The 16805-nt window shown below is 63.9% G+C and carries 13 protein-coding genes; 6 read left to right on the top strand and 7 right to left on the bottom strand.

From position 1 onward, the window contains the following. The first annotated feature begins 22 nt into the window (after nt 1–22). From gloB to ACN2XU_RS21910, 3 genes are all read left to right on the top strand, one after another. Nucleotides 23–784 (top strand): hydroxyacylglutathione hydrolase, encoded by a 762-nt coding sequence (gene gloB / locus ACN2XU_RS21920; RefSeq protein WP_419412488.1) that lies wholly within the window; start codon nt 23–25, stop codon nt 782–784. Nucleotides 785–927: 143 nt separating this feature from the next. Beyond that, nucleotides 928–3255, top strand: a complete 2328-nt coding sequence (gene clpA / locus ACN2XU_RS21915) for an ATP-dependent Clp protease ATP-binding subunit ClpA (RefSeq protein ID WP_419412487.1) — start codon at nt 928–930, stop codon at nt 3253–3255. Then, entirely contained in the window at nt 3252–4217 is a 966-nt protein-coding gene (locus ACN2XU_RS21910; protein WP_419412486.1) for a M23 family metallopeptidase, read from the top strand. Before clpA ends, ACN2XU_RS21910 begins: the two co-directional genes overlap by 4 nt. Nucleotides 4218–4220: 3 nt before the next feature. On the opposite strand, the gene ACN2XU_RS21905 is transcribed toward ACN2XU_RS21910, so the two are convergent. From ACN2XU_RS21905 to ACN2XU_RS21895, 3 genes are all read right to left on the bottom strand, one after another. Continuing rightward, complete coding sequence (locus ACN2XU_RS21905; RefSeq protein ID WP_419412485.1) at nt 4221–6848, bottom strand: peptidoglycan -binding protein; 2628 nt, start codon at nt 6846–6848, stop codon at nt 4221–4223. Nucleotides 6849–6851: 3 nt separating this feature from the next. After that, a complete protein-coding gene (locus ACN2XU_RS21900) occupies nt 6852–8018 on the bottom strand; it encodes a biopolymer transporter ExbB (protein WP_419412484.1) in 1167 nt (388 codons plus the stop codon). A gap of 67 nt (nt 8019–8085) precedes the next feature. After that, nucleotides 8086–8613 carry a gamma-glutamylcyclotransferase gene (locus ACN2XU_RS21895; RefSeq protein WP_419412483.1) on the bottom strand — a complete coding sequence of 176 codons (528 nt, stop codon included), beginning with the start codon at nt 8611–8613 and terminating at the stop codon, nt 8086–8088. Between the two features lie 82 nt (nt 8614–8695). Here ACN2XU_RS21895 and ACN2XU_RS21890 point away from each other — a divergent pair, with 82 nt between their 5' ends. After that, nucleotides 8696–9661 carry a DUF2125 domain-containing protein gene (locus ACN2XU_RS21890; RefSeq protein WP_419412482.1) on the top strand — a complete coding sequence of 322 codons (966 nt, stop codon included), beginning with the start codon at nt 8696–8698 and terminating at the stop codon, nt 9659–9661. 87 nt (nt 9662–9748) lie between these two features. Here the strand turns inward: ACN2XU_RS21890 and ACN2XU_RS21885 are convergent, their stop codons facing one another. The 4 genes from ACN2XU_RS21885 to ACN2XU_RS21870 all read right to left on the bottom strand — a co-directional run bounded on the left by ACN2XU_RS21885 (nt 9749) and on the right by ACN2XU_RS21870 (nt 14299). Then, nucleotides 9749–11017 carry an acetylornithine deacetylase/succinyl-diaminopimelate desuccinylase family protein gene (locus ACN2XU_RS21885; protein WP_419412481.1) on the bottom strand — a complete coding sequence of 423 codons (1269 nt, stop codon included), beginning with the start codon at nt 11015–11017 and terminating at the stop codon, nt 9749–9751. A gap of 160 nt (nt 11018–11177) precedes the next feature. Beyond that, nucleotides 11178–12020 carry a pantoate--beta-alanine ligase gene (panC, locus tag ACN2XU_RS21880; protein WP_419412480.1) on the bottom strand — a complete coding sequence of 281 codons (843 nt, stop codon included), beginning with the start codon at nt 12018–12020 and terminating at the stop codon, nt 11178–11180. Beyond that, on the bottom strand, nt 12017–12850 hold the full coding sequence (gene panB, locus ACN2XU_RS21875) for a 3-methyl-2-oxobutanoate hydroxymethyltransferase (RefSeq protein WP_419412479.1): 834 nt from the start codon (nt 12848–12850) through the stop codon (nt 12017–12019). Before panB ends, panC begins: the two co-directional genes overlap by 4 nt. Before the next feature lie 90 nt (nt 12851–12940). Beyond that, a complete protein-coding gene (locus ACN2XU_RS21870; protein ID WP_419412478.1) occupies nt 12941–14299 on the bottom strand; it encodes a DMP19 family protein in 1359 nt (452 codons plus the stop codon). A 198-nt stretch (nt 14300–14497) separates the two neighbouring features. Here ACN2XU_RS21870 and ACN2XU_RS21865 point away from each other — a divergent pair, with 198 nt between their 5' ends. Together ACN2XU_RS21865 and ACN2XU_RS21860 are read left to right on the top strand one after the other, a co-directional pair. After that, nucleotides 14498–15967, top strand: coding sequence for an ABC transporter substrate-binding protein (locus tag ACN2XU_RS21865; protein ID WP_419412477.1), 1470 nt, complete (start codon nt 14498–14500; stop codon nt 15965–15967). A 92-nt stretch (nt 15968–16059) separates the two neighbouring features. Further along, the gene (locus ACN2XU_RS21860; protein WP_419412476.1) at nt 16060–16770 is read left to right on the top strand and encodes a hypothetical protein; all 711 of its coding nucleotides are present in this window, start codon (nt 16060–16062) and stop codon (nt 16768–16770) included. Nucleotides 16771–16805: the final 35 nt, after the last annotated feature.

Raw genomic sequence — 16805 nt, 5'->3', positions numbered from 1 at the left:
ACAAAGCACGCGAGGAAAGACCATGCCCTTAGAGATCGTCACTGTTCCCTGCCTGCAAGATAACTACGCTTATCTCGTCAAGGGTCCCGATGGCGTGGCCGTGATTGACGCGCCCGAGGCCGGACCGATCATCGACGCTCTGGAAGCGCGCGGCTGGGCGCCTGGCGTGATCATGCTCACCCACCATCACTGGGATCACGTGGAGGGCATTCCGGAAATCAAGGAAAAATACGGCTGTATGGTCATGGGCCCCAAGGCCGAGGAAGCCAAGCTGCCACCGCTCGACATGGCCCTGGAGGACAACTTCGAGGGCGGCACCGACGCGGGCCTGTGCCGCGTGATCCCGGTGCCCGGTCACACGCTTGGCCATATTGCCTTTTATTATCCGAAGGCCGGCGCCGTCTTTACGGCCGACAGCCTGATGGCGCTGGGATGCGGGCGGATCTTCGAAGGCACACCCGAGATGATGCACGACAGCCTCACACGGCTGGCCGCCCTGCCGCCGGAAACAATGGTTTACTCCGGTCACGAATACACCACATCCAATGCGAAATTCGCGCAAACCATTGAACCGGACAATTCGGCGCTTAAATTTCGGTCAGACGAGATTTCCCGTGCCCGTGCCGACGGACACCCCACCGCCCAGGTTCCTTTGTCGCTGGAACTGGCCACCAACCCTTTCCTTCGGGCTTCGGATCCGGGCGTAAAGCGCGCTCTGGGCATGGAAGACGCCGCCGATGTCGACGTTTTCACCGAAATCCGCGCCCGCAAGGATCGCTTCTGAATCCGGTCAGCATTTCAGCGTTCTCGCAAAATGTGACCGGGACCGAGCGAGAAAAAACTTGAAGACTTGGTATTATCGACCAAACTTTAAGACAATGAGGCGATGCTGATCCCAGATCGGCGCATAGCAAGAGGAGCACACACGTGCCTTCATTCTCGAACACCCTTGAGCAGGCAATCCACTCGGCGCTGGCGCTCGCCAATTCGCGCAGTCACGAATTCGCCACCCTGGAACACCTTTTGCTGGCCCTGATTGACGAACCGGACGCCGTCCGCGTGATGAAGGCCTGCTCCGTCGACACCGAAGAGCTGCGGACCACGCTGGTCGAGTTCATCGACGAGGATCTGTCCAACCTCGTGACCGACATCGAAGGCTCGGAAGCGGTGCCCACCGCCGCGTTCCAGCGCGTGATCCAGCGCGCCGCCATTCATGTTCAGTCGTCCGGCCGGACAGAGGTGACCGGCGCAAATGTGCTGGTCGCCATTTTCGCCGAACGCGAATCCAATGCGGCCTACTTCCTGCAGGAGCAGGACATGACGCGCTACGATGCGGTGAATTTCATTGCCCATGGCGTCGCCAAGAACCCGGCCTACGGCGAGAGTCGACCGGTACAGGGCTCTCCCGAAGAGGAGGAGGCGCAGCCCTCCGAGGCAGAGGCGCCCTCTGCCGAGAAGGAATCGGCTCTGGCCAAGTATTGCGTTGATCTCAATGCAAAATCCCGCGAGGGTGACATCGACCCGCTGATTGGCCGCGACCAGGAAGTCGAGCGTTGTATTCAGGTGTTGTGCCGCCGCCGCAAGAACAACCCGCTGCTCGTGGGTGATCCCGGCGTGGGCAAGACCGCCATCGCCGAGGGGCTGGCGCGCAAGATCGTCGCGGGCGAGACCCCGGAAGTGTTGTCGCGGACCACGATCTACAGTCTTGATATGGGCGCGCTTCTGGCGGGCACCCGCTATCGTGGCGACTTCGAGGAGCGGCTGAAGGCCGTCGTGACCGAGCTTGAGGATCACGATGACGCGGTGCTGTTCATCGACGAAATCCACACGGTAATCGGAGCCGGGGCCACCTCGGGCGGTGCGATGGATGCGTCCAACCTGCTCAAGCCGGCCCTTCAGGGCGGCAAGCTGCGCTGCATGGGCTCCACGACGTACAAAGAGTTCCGCCAGCATTTCGAAAAGGACCGCGCGCTGAGCCGCCGGTTCCAGAAGATCGACGTCAATGAGCCCTCGGTTGAAGATTCGGTCAAGATTCTCAAAGGTCTGAAGCCTTACTTCGAAGAGCACCACAGCGTGAAATACACCGCCGATGCGATCCGCACCGCGGTTGAGCTGTCGGCACGCTACATCAACGACCGCAAGCTGCCGGACAAGGCGATCGACGTGATCGACGAGGCCGGGGCGGCACAGCACCTTGTCGCCGAGAGCAAGCGACGCAAGACCATCGGCACCAAGGAAATCGAGAATGTCGTGGCCAAGATTGCCCGCATTCCGCCGAAAAACGTGTCGAAGGACGACGCGGAGGTGCTCAAGGATCTGGAAAAGTCGCTCAAGCGCGTGGTCTTCGGTCAGGACAACGCCATCGAGGCGCTGTCCTCCGCGATCAAGCTGGCGCGTGCCGGCCTGCGCGAGCCGGAAAAGCCCATCGGCAACTACCTGTTTGCAGGCCCGACCGGCGTGGGCAAAACCGAGGTGGCCAAGCAATTGGCCAGCACCCTCGGCGTGGAACTGCTGCGCTTCGACATGTCGGAGTACATGGAGAAACATGCGGTCAGCCGGCTGATCGGCGCGCCTCCGGGCTATGTGGGCTTTGATCAGGGTGGTCAGTTGACCGACGGCGTGGACCAGCATCCTCACTGCGTGCTGCTGCTTGACGAGATCGAAAAGGCGCATCCGGATGTCTACAACATCCTGCTGCAGGTCATGGACCACGGCTCGCTCACCGATCACAACGGCCGCACGGTGGATTTCCGCAACGTGATCCTGATCATGACCTCCAATGCGGGCGCTGCAGAGCAGGCGAAATCGGCCATCGGCTTTGGCCGCGACCGCCGCGAGGGCGAGGACACCGCTGCAATCGAGCGGACCTTTACGCCGGAATTCCGCAACCGTCTGGACTCGGTCATCAGTTTCGCGCCGCTGCCGAAGAGCACCATCCTGCAGGTGGTCGAAAAATTCGTGCTGCAGCTTGAGGCACAGTTGATGGACAGAAACGTGACCATCGAACTGACCAATCCTGCCGCCGAATGGCTGGCCGAGAAGGGCTACGATGACAAGATGGGCGCGCGTCCGCTTGGCCGCGTGATCCAGGAACACATCAAGAAGCCGCTGGCGGAAGAGTTGCTGTTTGGCAAGCTCGCCAAGGGCGGCGTGGTGAAGGTCTCCGTCAAGGACGGCGATCTGGTGCTGAAATACGAAGGGCCGGACAGCCCGCGTCTCAGCTCGAAGAAACCGCCGCTCCTCACGGCGGAATGAAATCGGGGCTTCTCCTCAGCCTGACAATACTCACCGCCGCGGGACATAGTCTCGCGGCGGACCCTTTTCTGGACCTGCCTATCGCCTGCAGCCTTGGGCAGGACTGCTATATCGAAGCCTATCTCGACCACGATCCCGGCCAGGGCCGCGCGGATCAAACCTGTGGATTGCGCACGCGCGATGGCCATCAGGGCATCGACTTTGCCTTGCCCGGATATGACGCGCTGCAACGCGGCGTGGCTGTCCGCGCTGCTGCCGATGGGGTGGTCGAAGCCATCCGCGACGGCCTGCCCGACACGCCCCCCGACGAGCGCTACACCGGGGCGCAAGATTGCGGCAATGCGGTGCGGATCGGCCATCCGAATGGTCTCAAGACACTCTACTGCCATCTCAGCGCCGGATCGGTGGTGGTGAGGCAGGGCACGCCGGTCAAAGCCGGTGAAACCCTCGGCACCGTCGGTCAAAGCGGGCTTTCCAACTTTCCACACCTGCATTTCTCGGTGCTGACCGGGGCCGGACAACCCGTCGACCCCTTTGCCCCCGATAACGCGATGAGCTGCGGCACCGAACAGAATGGCCTTTGGCACAACCCTCCGCCCTATCAGCCCACGGGCTTTTTCACAGCCGGGTTTTCGTCCGATGTTCCGACGCTCGACGCCGTTTCAACCGGAAACGCGCGGATCAGCCACGCGCCGCCGGACGCGCCGCTGGTGCTTTACGGGCATATGTTCCTCGCGGAACACGGGGATCTACTGGAGTTCGAGGCCGATGGTCCCGATGGCCGGATATTCGAGCGCAGCGAAGTCCTGAAAGCGCCGAAAAAGAACCTTCTGCGCGCGTTCGGGCGGCGCGCCCCGGACGGCGGCTGGCCCGAGGGCGCTTATCGCGGCGCGCTGACCCTGACGCGCAAAGGCGCTTTGATCGCAAAACGCTATGCCTACGTCACCGTGGGCGGCGGCTAGGCCTCAACGTTCGGTCAGCTTCAGTTCGATTCGGCGGTTCTGCGCGCGCGCTTCGGGAGTTCTTGCGGGGTTGATCGGCTGATACTGGCCAAAGCCGTTCGCCGAAAGCCGCTGCGGCGGGATGCCGAGCGCATCCACCATGTAGCGCACAACAGAGAGCGCGCGCTCCTGGCTCAGCTCCCAATTGTCCTGAAACCGTGCGTTGGAGCGCAACGGGATATCGTCCGTGTGGCCGTCAACCCGGATGATCCAGTCGATGCCGCTCGGAATTTGATCCGAGATGTCGAGCAGCAAGCCCGCGACCTTGGCGATCTCCGCCTTGCCCTCGTCCGACAGCTCCGCATCGCCGAGACCAAAGAGCACTTCGGACGAGAACACGAAGCGGTCGCCTTCGATCCGGATGCCCTCGCGATCGCCGATCACCTCGCGCAGACGTCCAAAGAATTCGGAGCGGTAGCGTTCGAGATCCTTGGCCTGTGCCTCCAGACGCTTGCGCTCGGCCTCTTCAAGCTGGCGGCGGCGGCGTTCCTCGGCGGCGACCCGCGCCAACGCGGCGTTGAGCTCGGAGCCGAGGTTCTGAAGCTGGACCTGCGCAGCCTCGTCAGACGCGCGGCTTTCGTCCAGAAGCGCCTGAAGCTGGCCCAGCTGCTGGCGCAGCGCCGCGACCTGCTGGTTCAGGAGCTCTGCCTGCTTTTGCGCACCGGTGGCGCGTTCCTCGGCCACGGCAAGCTTTTCGCGCGCTTCGGACAACAGGATCTGTCGCTCTTCCGCCTCGCTGAGCCGCTCCGTGGCGCGGGTTTCGGCAGCCTTCTGCGCGGCGAGCGCGGCGGTCAATTGCTCGCGCACCTCCGCTGCGCTGGAGTCACTTTCGAGCCGTGCGGCAAGGGCGGCGGCCAGCCGTTCTTCCAGCGAGCGCGCGTCTTCGACGCGTTCCGTGGCGCGGGCTTCTGCCTCGGCAAGGGCCTGGCGCAGGCGGGCAATCGTGGCATCCCGCTCCGCTTCGCGGCTGCGCAGGGACTCCATTTCGGAGGCCAGCCGTTCGGTCTGGGCCGCGAGCGCCGCTGCGCCGCCTTCACCGGTGAGCTGTTCCGACAATCTGGCGTTTTCCGCTTCGAGCACAGCCACGCGAACCGCGCGGGCCTCGGCTCTGGCTTCGGCGGCGTCGAGTGCCGATTGCAGTTGCGCGGCCTGCCCCTGCAGTTGCGCGATCCGGTCGCCTTGTGCGCCTTCGCGATTCTCAACCGCCGACAGCCGGGCAAGCAAATCCGCGTTGCGGTCCCGCAGATCGCTGAGCGCGGCCTGTGCCGCATCCGCCGCCCCCTGAGCCGCGCTCAGGTCGGCCTCGATCCGCGCCTTCTCGCTGCGAAGCGCCGTGACGGCGGCCGATTCGTCCTCTGCCGCGCCTTCGGCGGTGGCCAGATCCGCGACCAGCGCGGCGTTTCGGGCGCGGAGCGCTTCGATTTCGGTCTGCAATGCCTCTGCTTCGGTCACGCGGGCCAGCGCGGCTGCAAGCTGGGCCGAGAGATCAGAGAGCCGCGATTGCGCCGCATCGTTCGCGCCGCGCGCGGCAGTCAGATCGCGTTCCGTCGCGGCCTGCACGCTTTCGGCCTCCTGCAATGCCCGCTCTGCAGCGACGCGTGCGGCCTGCTCATCGGCCAGGTCCTCACGCAGCGTGGCAAGCCGGTCGTCGGTTTCGGCCCCGGCGGCGCGGGTGTCGGCCAGCGTTGCGGACAGCTGCGCAATCTCGGCGGTGGCCGCATCAAGACGATCCTGCAGGCCCTGTGCCTCTTCCTCACCTGCCAACAGCGCCGCGGCAAGGCGCGCATTGAGATCGCTTTCCGCCGCGCGCGCCGCCGCTAGCAACGTGAGGGTTTCCTCGGCGCGCTGGCGCTCGGCTTCCAGCGCCATGGTCATGGCGGTCAGTTCCGAATCTGCCTCTTCGAGCCGCTCGCGCAGCGCGGCGGCAGCCTCCGCTTCGAGCAGCTTTTGTTCCTCCTCCGCGCTCAGCGCTTCGGACAGATCCTCCACCCGGCCGGAGAGCGACGCGATTTGCGCCGTGGCGTCGGCATTGTCCTTGCGCAGATCGGCGACCAGAGCTTCCAGCGCTTCGCCCCGCGCGGTCAGCGCGTCGCGCGCCGAGGTCAGCGTCGTGACCTCCTCACGCGCGGCGTCGCGCTGAGACAGGAGCGCAGCCACCTGCGCCTCGAAATCGGTTATTTCTCCCTGCGCCTCGGCGAGGGCCGCGTCGCGCTCTGCGATATCTTCCCGCGCCGCAGCCAGATCCGCCGCCTGCCGGTCGCGCGTGGCGGTCAGCGTGTCGATCAGGCTGAGCTGTTCGGCCAGCTGCGTCTCGGCATCCGACAACGTGGTTTCCAGCTCACCCAGCTGGCTCGTCAGGGCGGTATTCCGGCGCTCCTGCACGCCCAGCGCCTGGGCCAGCGCGGCAATTTCCGTGGACAGCGAATTGAGCTGGTCCTCCTGCCCGGTGATGGTCTCGCGCAGGACAAACTGGATGATCATGAAGATCGACAGAACAAAGGTCAGGACCAGCAGAAGGCCGGTCATCGCATCCACGAACCCCGGCCAGATGTTCGCCTGAAAGCGTTGTCCGGTGCGGCGCGACAGGGCCATGGATCAGCCCCCGCCCGCGCGTTTGGCGATCGCCGCGAGATGACGGGACACGGCGTTGATGTCGGTGCGCAGCTCGGCCATGCTTTCCTGGCGGCCCGCGCTGATCTCTTCGAGAATGCGCAGCATCTGCACGTCGATGGAGCGCAGGCGCATCCGGCTTTCGGCGTCCAGCCCCTCGTTCGCCTCCTTCGAGCGGATGGCCTCGGCCAGTTGCTCCTGCCCGTCGGCGATCCGGGCCATGGCGCTGGCGGTGGGGGCCGTGGCCTCCATGCGTTCGGTCATGCGTTCGATGGAATCGGCAAGCTGGCCGAGGCGGCCATCGACCTCCGAGCGGCCCTGTTCGGATTGGGCAAAGAGGTATTGCAGGGTTTCGATCTGCTCCGCCATACGGTCGAGCACGACCCCCGCCGCACCAAGATCCGGCCCGTCGCTGTCGGACGAAAACCCCAGTTTGGTGATCGAGGAAAGCCACTCTTCGAGTTCGCGGTAAAAGCGGTTCTGGCCATGGCCTGCGAAGAGTTCGAGCAGGCCGACGATCAGCGAGCACGCCAGGCCAAGCAGCGAGGACGCAAAGGCCACGCCCATCCCGCCAAGCTGGCTTTCGAGGCCGGTCATAAGGCGGCCAAACACCTGTGTGCTGCTTTCGCCCTGCTGCGGGGCGAGGCTGCGGATCGTGTCGACCAGCGCGGGAACCGTGGTGGCAAGGCCGTAGAACGTGCCCAGAAGTCCGAGGAAAATCAGAAGGCTGACGATGTACCGCGTGATTTCGCGCGCCTCGTCGATGCGCGTGGCGACCGAGTCGAGGATCGAGCGGGTGGAGGTGGTGGTGATCTGCATCCGCTTGTCCCGGCGGCGCAGGAGCGCGGCCAGCGGCGCCAGCAGCAGCGGTGCCTGCGCGCGCGAGCCCTGATCGCCGGGCTTGGCGAATTGCTCGATCCAGCGCACCGACGCAATGAGCTGCACCACCTGGTAGAAACAGGCCAGCACCCCGACAATGAACACGAACAGGATGAACCCGTTCAGGTAGGGGTTGGATTCGAAGACCGGCAATACCCGAGGCAGCGCCAGAAAAGCACCGGCACCGGACAGTCCCAGAACGATCAGCATCAGCGTGACCTGACGGACCGGTCGGGAAAAATGTAGCTCGGCCTCGAGGTCGGGCTTGTCCATCAGACACCTGACGCGTTGGTTCCCTGTCGTCTAGAAACTAAAGGCAAAGGCCTGTCAAGCCAAGGGCTTATCCGGTCAGGCCGCGCACCCGGTCCACCAGCCAGTCCAACTCTGCATCCGGAATGCCCAATTCGGCCAGATGCGCGGCCGTGTTGTACAGGTATTCCGTGTTCGGACCCCGTCCGCCCACGGCCCTCGCAATGATCTGCGCCTGTTCTTCGAGTGACAGGCGGCAATACTGATCGTGATCCCGGTCGATGACATAGGCCAGCGCGTCGATGCGGGTGCCGTCGTCGAGATCGAGCGTCAGGGTGCGCTCCAGATAGGCGGCGGAGACCAGCTCGCGCTCGCGCAGGTAGGCCAGCGTATCCTCTTCCGTTCCCGGCTCGGCCCGCAGCGCCACCCCTTCGCACAGCGCGCCGCGATGCGCGTCCAGCGCAAGCACCAGACCCGGCTCGGCCTCGCTGCCGCGATGATGAATCGAGCGCATGCAGAAGCTGCGGGCATAATCGGCCAGACGGGCATGGCGCTGTTCGGCCACCGGAAAGCCCGGATTCCATAAAAGTGAACCATATCCGAATACCCAAAGCGTCACGATTGGCCTCCTTGCCCTTGTCCTTACCGCGCGCCGCTCTGTAGACATCAGATAGCAGCAGTTTGCAAAGGGGCTTGGCCTGATGAAACGGTTATTGGCGGCGATTGTGGCGGTGGCCCTGCTCTGGTCCGGGTATTGGTTCATCCAGGCCCGCAGCCTGCGCGGCAGCATCGAAAGCTGGTTCGAGGCGCGCCGCGCCGATGACTGGGAGGCGTCGTATACGGACCTGTCGGTGAGCGGGTTTCCGAACCGGCTTGATGTCACCTTCGATGGCCTGCTGATCGCCAATCCCGATACGGGCACCGCCTGGGAGGCGCCGTTCTTCCAGATGTTTTCGTTGGTTTACACGCCGGATCACTGGATCTTTGCGTGGCCGGATTCGCAGACGGTGACCGTCGAGGCGGGCACCTACCAGATTTCCTCCGACGGCCTCAGGGCCTCGCTCGTGATGGACGGGGAGCGCTTTTTGCGCAGCAATCTCGAAGCGGTGACACTGAACATCTCCGGGCTGCGTGATCTCGCGGTCGCCGGGCTGAACGTCGGTCTGGCGGCGGATGAGGTGCAGCCCGAAGTGATGCGGCTTGGCCTGTCTGCAGCGGCCCTGGCGGGCAAACCCGTGGCGCTCGGCCCGACCGGCACCGCCGATGACGTCGCCCTACGGGCCGAAGTGACCTTCGACGATGTCTGGACCACGGCCGCGCTCAAGGGTGCCAGGCCGCAGCCCACGGCGATCAAGCTGCCGTTGGCGGAGTATCGTGCCGATGATCTGGACCTCAAAGCCACGGGCGACTGGAGCGTGGATGGCGAGGGACGTTTGGACGGAACGGCCACGCTGCGCGCCGAAAACTGGCGCAATTTTCTCAATGCAGCCGAAACGAACGGCGATATGCCCAATGAAGTCGCCGCGCTGCTGCGCGAGACGCTGGGGCTGATCGCCGGGCTGTCAGGCAACAAGAAGACGCTGGATTTGACCTTCGGCTTCAATCGCGGGTCCGTGTCGCTTGGAATCCTGCCGTTGGGCCGGGCTCCCCGCATCCGCTTCGACTGACCCTGCGGGGCGGATATGTCCCGCAGGACATTTTGACTGGGGCGCCGACCCCGGCCCCAAGGACCAAAGACGCGACGGCCCGGCGCGTCAGGTCAGCAATTTTTCGAGGCTCCGCCCCATCACCTGGGCGCTTTCGATCATATCGGTGATACCGATCCATTCGTCCGGCTTGTGCGCAAGATCAAGCACGCCGGGGCCGTAGGCGATACAGTTCTTCAGCGTGCCGATACGGTCGATGTGCTTCTGGTCGTAAGAGCCGGGCGAGGCGACAAACTCTGCGTCCCGACCAAACACTTCACGAACGGCATCGGCAACGGTTGTCACGATTGGCGCGTCGCGGTCGGTCATCGACGGAGTAATCCGATTGATGTCGCGCACCGTGTAGTCGAAGCGCGCGCGCGTGTCTTTCAGCCCGTCGAGGATGCCAACGATCTCGCCTTTCACCGCGTCAAAGGATTCTTCGACAAGATACCGCCGGTCGATCACGATGCGGCAACTGTCCGGCACACAGCAGGCAGGCAGGCCGCTGTAGTCCTTTGGCAGTTCTTCGGACCCGCCGTGGATGGCGCTGATGTTCATCGTCGCGTGGCGCGCGCCCTCGGGCACTACGGGCAAGTCGGTGCGCCGCGCCGCCAGAGCCGGGAACAGATCCGCTTCAAAGGCATCCAGAACCGCGCCCATGTGGCGGATCGCACAATCGCCGAGAAAGGGCATGGAGCCATGTGCGATCTCGCCCATGGTCTCGATTTCCGCCCACCATCCGCCCCGATGCCCGAGGCAGATGCGATCCTTGTTCAACGGCTCGGGGATGATGACATGCTGCACCCGCTCCGGATTGAAAAAGCCCTGCTCTGCCAGATAGGCCACGCCGCCATAGCCGCCGCTTTCTTCGTCCGCGGTGCCGCTGATCTCGATCGCGCCGTTGAAATCCGGGTGCTCTTCGAGAAACGCCTCTGCTGCGATGATCGAGGCCGCGAGCCCGCCCTTCATGTCGCAGGCGCCGCGCCCGAAGATGCGATCCCCTTCGACCGCCCCGCCAAACGGATCGCGGGTCCAGCCGCGCCCGACTTCCACGACATCGGTATGGCTGTTGAAATGCACACAGTCGCCGGGGCGCCCGCCCTCGTGCCGGGCCACGATGTTCCAGCGCGGATAGCGGTCGCTGTCGCCCGGCGCGCCGGCCGCGCGGATCAACTGACACGCAAAGCCATGCGGCTCAAGCCGTGCCTTCAGGTATTCACAGATGTCACGGTAACAATCGCCCGGCGGGTTCAGCGTCGGGATGCGGATCAGATCCTGCGTCAACGCGATCAGATCGTCGCGTTTGCCTTCGATGCGATGTGCCACTGCGCTCATGCGGATACCTCCGGACGACAGAGTGCTGCTCTGCCGTGCCGTGTGCAACCCCTTGTTTCTTCTTGGTCAAAATACGTCGGACTCCGCGCCGCACTCCCGTGCGCCCGCGCTGAATTGCAGTGTGTCCCATCGTAGGGCGGGGCTATGCCCCGCACCCGCCTCAAACAGCGATATTGTCGATCAGGCGCACCCCCGCCAGCCACGCGGCCGCCAGAAGGCGGCACGCCCCTTCGGGCCGCTCCAGAAGTCGCAGGTCGCCGTTGGCACGCAGGTCGAGGTACTCCACCTCCGTGAAGCCCGCCGCAAGAATCCTGCCACGGGCCCGCTCGGCAAGCTCGGGCGCAGGGCGGCCCGTCCGCAGACCCTCGGCCATGCCGGTCATCGCCTCATGCAGGGCCGCCGCTTTCACCCGGCTGCGGTCGGACAGCAGCAGGTTGCGCGAGGACATGGCCAGGCCGTCCTCCTCCCGGATCGTCGGGCAGCCGACCACCTCCACATCCAGATCGAGATCCGCCGACAGGCGCCGCACCACCTGAAGTTGCTGGAAGTCCTTTTCGCCAAAAAATGCCTTTTCCGCGCGGGTCTGCGTGAACAGCTTGGTCACCACCGTCGCCACCCCGTCGAAATGCCCCGCCCGATGCGCGCCGCAGAGCACATCCGTGAGGCCCGCGACAGAGACCGTCGAGGCAAAACCCTCCGGGTAGATTTCTTCCGGTCCGGGCACATACACGGCATCCACGGCAAAGCGTTCGAGCTTGCGGGCGTCGTCCTCTTCGGTGCGCGGATAGTTCTCCAGATCGGAAGGATTGTTGAACTGCTTCGGGTTGACGAAGATCGTCACGATCACCCGGTCACAGGCCGCCTTGGCCGCCGCAACCAGGCTCAGGTGCCCGTCATGCAACGCGCCCATCGTCGGCACGACGCCCACCACCTCGCCAGCCTTTTGCCACCCGCCGACCATTTCACGCAGGGCAGCCTTGCTGCGGACAATCGGCGCGATCATCGGGTCTCTCCCGGCACGGCATCGGCAAAGATATGCTCGGGGCCGGGAAATTCGCGGGCCGTCACGGCGCGCGCGTAGTCGGCGATTGCCGCCTCCGCATCCGCGCCGAGCGTGGCAAAGCGTTTGACGAACTTCGCCTTGAAGGCGGTGAAAAGCCCCAGCATGTCATCGACCACGAGGATCTGCCCGTCGCAGCCCGCCGAGGCGCCGATACCGATGGTCGGGATGGCGACCTCTGCCGTGATCCGGTCAGCCAGCGCGGCCGGGACCTTTTCAAGCACGACAGAGAAGGCGCCCGCCTCGGCCACGGCCCGCGCATCGGCGACAAGGGCGTCGGCAGTCTCCCCGCGCCCCTGCACCTTGTAGCCCCCGAGCGTGTTGATCGACTGCGGCGTCAGGCCGATATGAGCCATGACCGGAATGCCGCGCTGCACCAGAAAGCGGATCGTTTCGGCCATGCCGACGCCGCCTTCGAGCTTCACCGCCCCGGCGCCGGTCTCCTGCATCAGCCGGGCGGCGTTGCGGAACGCCGTCTGCGGGCTTTCCTCGTAGGTGCCGAAAGGCATATCGACGACCATCATGGTCGAAGACAGCCCCCGCGCGACCGCCTTCCCATGCAGGATCATCATATCCATCGTCACCTCGATGGTGGACGCCAGACCGTGCAGCACCATGCCAACGGAATCGCCGACCAGAACAAAGTCCACATGCGCATCCATGATCTGAGCCATCGGCGTGGTGTAACAGGTCAGGCTGACAATCGGCGCCCCGCCTTTGCGGGCAATGATATCCTCGGGCAACGGGGTCCGTTTTTTCGCTGTCGCACTCATGCCCGCCTCCTCCGCGCAACAATGTTGCGCAGATGTTTAACAGTCGCTGCACCGCAGAACCAGCGCTTTCTGTGCGGACACGATGCGCAGTCAGCGTAGCCCTTCCAGCCGATGGGTTTCAGCGTGGAAGTCGATCTCTGCCCGCGACGCTGCGGCGGATCCCTCCGGCCCTTTGCCCGGATGCGTGTAGATCGCCCCGACTGGTCCGATCTTGAACAACCACGCGCCGCCGTCCTTTGGGAAGGCACAGGTAAAGAGCAGCTCGCCATTCGGCCCCGGTCCCGCGTGTATTATGGTCAGCGTCGGCAGGACGTCCATGTCCGGAATGCGCGACTTCAAAAGATGGATTGCCGCGCCGACCTTCAACCGCTCGGCGGTTTCGATCGCGGTCTGGATTTCCGCCTGTGTGACATGCGCCAATCGCTCGCTCAGCTCATCGGGTCTGAACTGTCTGATATCATCCAGAGAGGCTTTGAATGGATCTTTGGGCATGTGGGAATTGTCGTGACGAATGCAGTCATAGAGGGTGACACCCTGCCCCTCGACAGGCACGGCAAATCGTGGCCCGCCAAGGCTTTGCACCTTAAACGCCATCTCTTGCGTCCCGTCGACATCCCGATAGCTTCCGTTGCTCACCCCAAGCAGGAAGTCGGCTTCACCGATGCGCCAACATCCCATGGATGCGCCGACGAGAAGCGGATTGGCAAAGCGCCCGACCGTTGCGGCACAGTCGATGATCGCATCGCGGCGGGCACGTTCGGGGTTGGCGTCAGCCAGGTCTTGCAAAGCGTCACCCCAATCCTCATCCGCCACCACCTCAAGCTGGGGATGCCCGGCGATCCAGCGTGCGATGAACGCTTGCAATGGCGTCTTTCTGTCCAATTGGAAAAACGGCTGATCAAGACGGCGGAGGCCGTCGGCGATGCCGCCCTCGAACCCCGTCTGCTGCGCCGCCTCTTCGGGATTGTCGCGGACCCATTTCTGAGCGGACCGGGCGAGGATCAGATAATCCATGGCCCCCATCGCCTTCAGACCCGTGACGACATCCTCGAAGGTGTCTTCGATCAGGGCGAGTGTGTTGTGCACGAACTGCGCATGCCCGCCGTTGTTCACCTGCGCGAGATAGTAATCGCAGTGAAAGGCCTGCAGCGCGGCGGGCGGGAGTTCGGTGCGCTTGTAGCGCCCTTCGCCCGTCATATGATTGGTGAACCGGACCACGGCCAGCACCAAGGGAGCGGGATCGTCCGGCAGCGCATCCATGGCAGATTGCGGCACAATAATGCGGTCCAGTTGCGGCGGCGGGTTGTTCGCCTCCGGTGGCCGGGCCGGTGGCTCCTGCGGCGGGTCGGACGGCGCGCCGCCCATCCGGGTTCCGCCCCCCGGTTTGCGATTTTTGAATGCCTCTGCGGACGCATCGCCGCTCAGGAACTGCTTCAATTTACCAAACATCCCTAAACTCTCCCAGACCGCGCGATGGTCGCATTAGCCGTTTCATAAACACCCGTGAGGGCACAACTTTGGCATGATACGGACAATTCGGTGCCGCCGGACGGTGGGAGATATGGCGGCAGGGCTTGATCCCTTTTCCAGTTGTGCAAAACTGCGGGCAAGCGGGACAAACCCCGCGCTGACAGGGAGTTCCCAGCCATGACCTTTCGCCTGACCCTCGCCGCCGCGCTGCTGTGCGGCACCACTGCCCTTGCGCAGCAAACCGATCTGACCATCGGGCTTCAGCTTGAGCCGCCGCATCTCGATCCAACAAGCGCCGCCGCCGGGGCCATCGATTCGGTGCTGTATTCCAATGTCTTCGAGGGGCTGACCCGGTTCATGGCCGATGGCTCCGTTGTACCGGGGCTGGCCGACAGCTGGGAGATCTCGGAGGACGGGCTGACCTATACCTTCCACCTGCGGGACGGCGTGACCTTCCACGATGGCACGTCGATGGACGCCGAAGATGTCAAGTTCACACTCGACCGCGCCCGCGCGGAGGACAGCCAGAATGCGCAGAAAGCGCTCTTTGCCGACATCGCATCCGTCGACGTCACGGACCCGAGGACTGTCACCATCACCCTCAGCCAGCCCAACGGCAGCTTCCTGTTCAACATGGCTTGGGGTGACGCGGTGATCGTCGCACCGGAATCGATCGAGACCATCAAGCAGACCCCGATCGGCACCGGCCCGTTCAAATTCGACAGATGGACGCAAGGCGACAGCATCCATCTGGTGCAGAATGACGCCTATTGGGGCGAGACACCGGCCCTGACCGAAGCGACCTTCAAGTTCATCTCCGACCCCACCGCCGCCTTTGCCGCCATGATGGCACAGGACATCGACGCCTTTGCCGGGTTCCCCGCGCCGGAAAACCTGATCCAGTTCGAATCCGATCCGCGATTCCAGGTGCTGACCGGCTCCACCGAGGGCGAAACCATCCTGGCGATGAACAACAAGCAGCCGCCTTTCGACAACATGAAGGTGCGCGAAGCGGTGGCCCATGCGATCAACCGTCAGGACATTATTGACGGCGCGATGTTCGGCCTTGGTACGCCCATCGGCACCCATTTCGCGCCGCACAATCCCGATTACGAGGATCTGACCGGTCTGTCCGCGTTTGATCCGGACGCGGCCAGGGCGATGCTTGCGGAGGCAGGCTTTCCCGACGGCTTCACGACCACGCTGAAACTGCCGCCGCCGTCTTATGCCCGCCGTGGCGGCGAGATCATCGCATCGCAGTTGCGCGCGGTGGGGATCGAGACCGAGATCACCAATCTGGAATGGGCGCAATGGCTCGAAGAAGTGTTCCGGGGCAAGGACTTCGGGCTGACTATCGTCTCCCACACAGAGCCCATGGACATCGGCATCTATGCCCGGCCCGACTATTATTTCCAATATGACAACCCGGCGTTTCAGGAGGTGATGACCACCCTGACGGCCACCACCGACCCGGCGGACCGCTCTGCCATGCTGAAGCAGGCCCAGGAGATCATCGCCAAGGACTACGTCAACGGCTACCTCTTCCAACTCGCCTATCCGACGGTCGCCGACGCCCGCCTCGAAGGCCTGTGGCAGAACCAGCCGACACAGGCCACGGACCTGACCGGCGTGCGCTGGACCGAATAACGAGATAAGACGGGCGGCCATTGACCTGCATCAAAGCCGCCCGCGCAAGCTCCGATTATATTCCATTTTATAAATGTATTCAGGAGCGCACGATGAAATCCCTTCTAACCTTTACCGCCGCCGTTGCCTTGCTCGGCAGCGCCGCGCTTGCCGGGCCGGTGGCTGACTACGAAACGCCGTTCCGCGAGGCCTACGGCACCTACCGCGCTGCGCTGTTTGGCACCAACGCGGGCAAGGCGGATGTTTCCGCAGGGGCCATCAACACGTTACAGGCACAGCTGAACACGCTTCTGGCCGAATACCGCGAAGTGCCGCCGCCTCAGTATGAGGACGACCCGATGTGGACCGCGTCAATGGACAGCGCCGCCGCAACCATCGACAAGGCCAAAGCCGAGATTGTCGAGGGCCGCCTGCCGGAGGCGCATGAGACGCTCGAAGCTTTCCGCGACATCATCGGCGATCTGCACACGCGCAACGGGGTGCTGACCTACTCGGACCGGATGAACGCCTATCACGCCGAAATGGAGCACCTGCTGGCAATTGACGTCACGGCGCTCGATTCGACCGGCATCGGGGAAATTCGGGAGAAGGCCGCTGTGTTGTCTTATCTCGCCGATGATCTGCTGGCCCATCCGCCATCGGAGGCAGAGGGCAGCGAAGAATATACAGGTCTTTCAAGAGCCTTCAGCACCTCAGTCGATGCTCTGTTATCAGCGGTTCGGAGCGCCGACGTTGCCGCAGTCAAGACGGCGATCGGCGGCCTCAAGGTGCCCTATTCGAAACTGTTCCTGAAATTCGGATAGGTACCAGCGGTCTGTAGGGCGGGGTTCCACCCCGC

Origin of the sequence: Pacificoceanicola niger, from assembly GCF_048553275.1 — a bacterium.
In the GTDB taxonomy this organism is placed as follows: domain Bacteria; phylum Pseudomonadota; class Alphaproteobacteria; order Rhodobacterales; family Rhodobacteraceae; genus Pacificoceanicola.
This window is presented reverse-complemented; position numbering and strand designations above follow the sequence as displayed.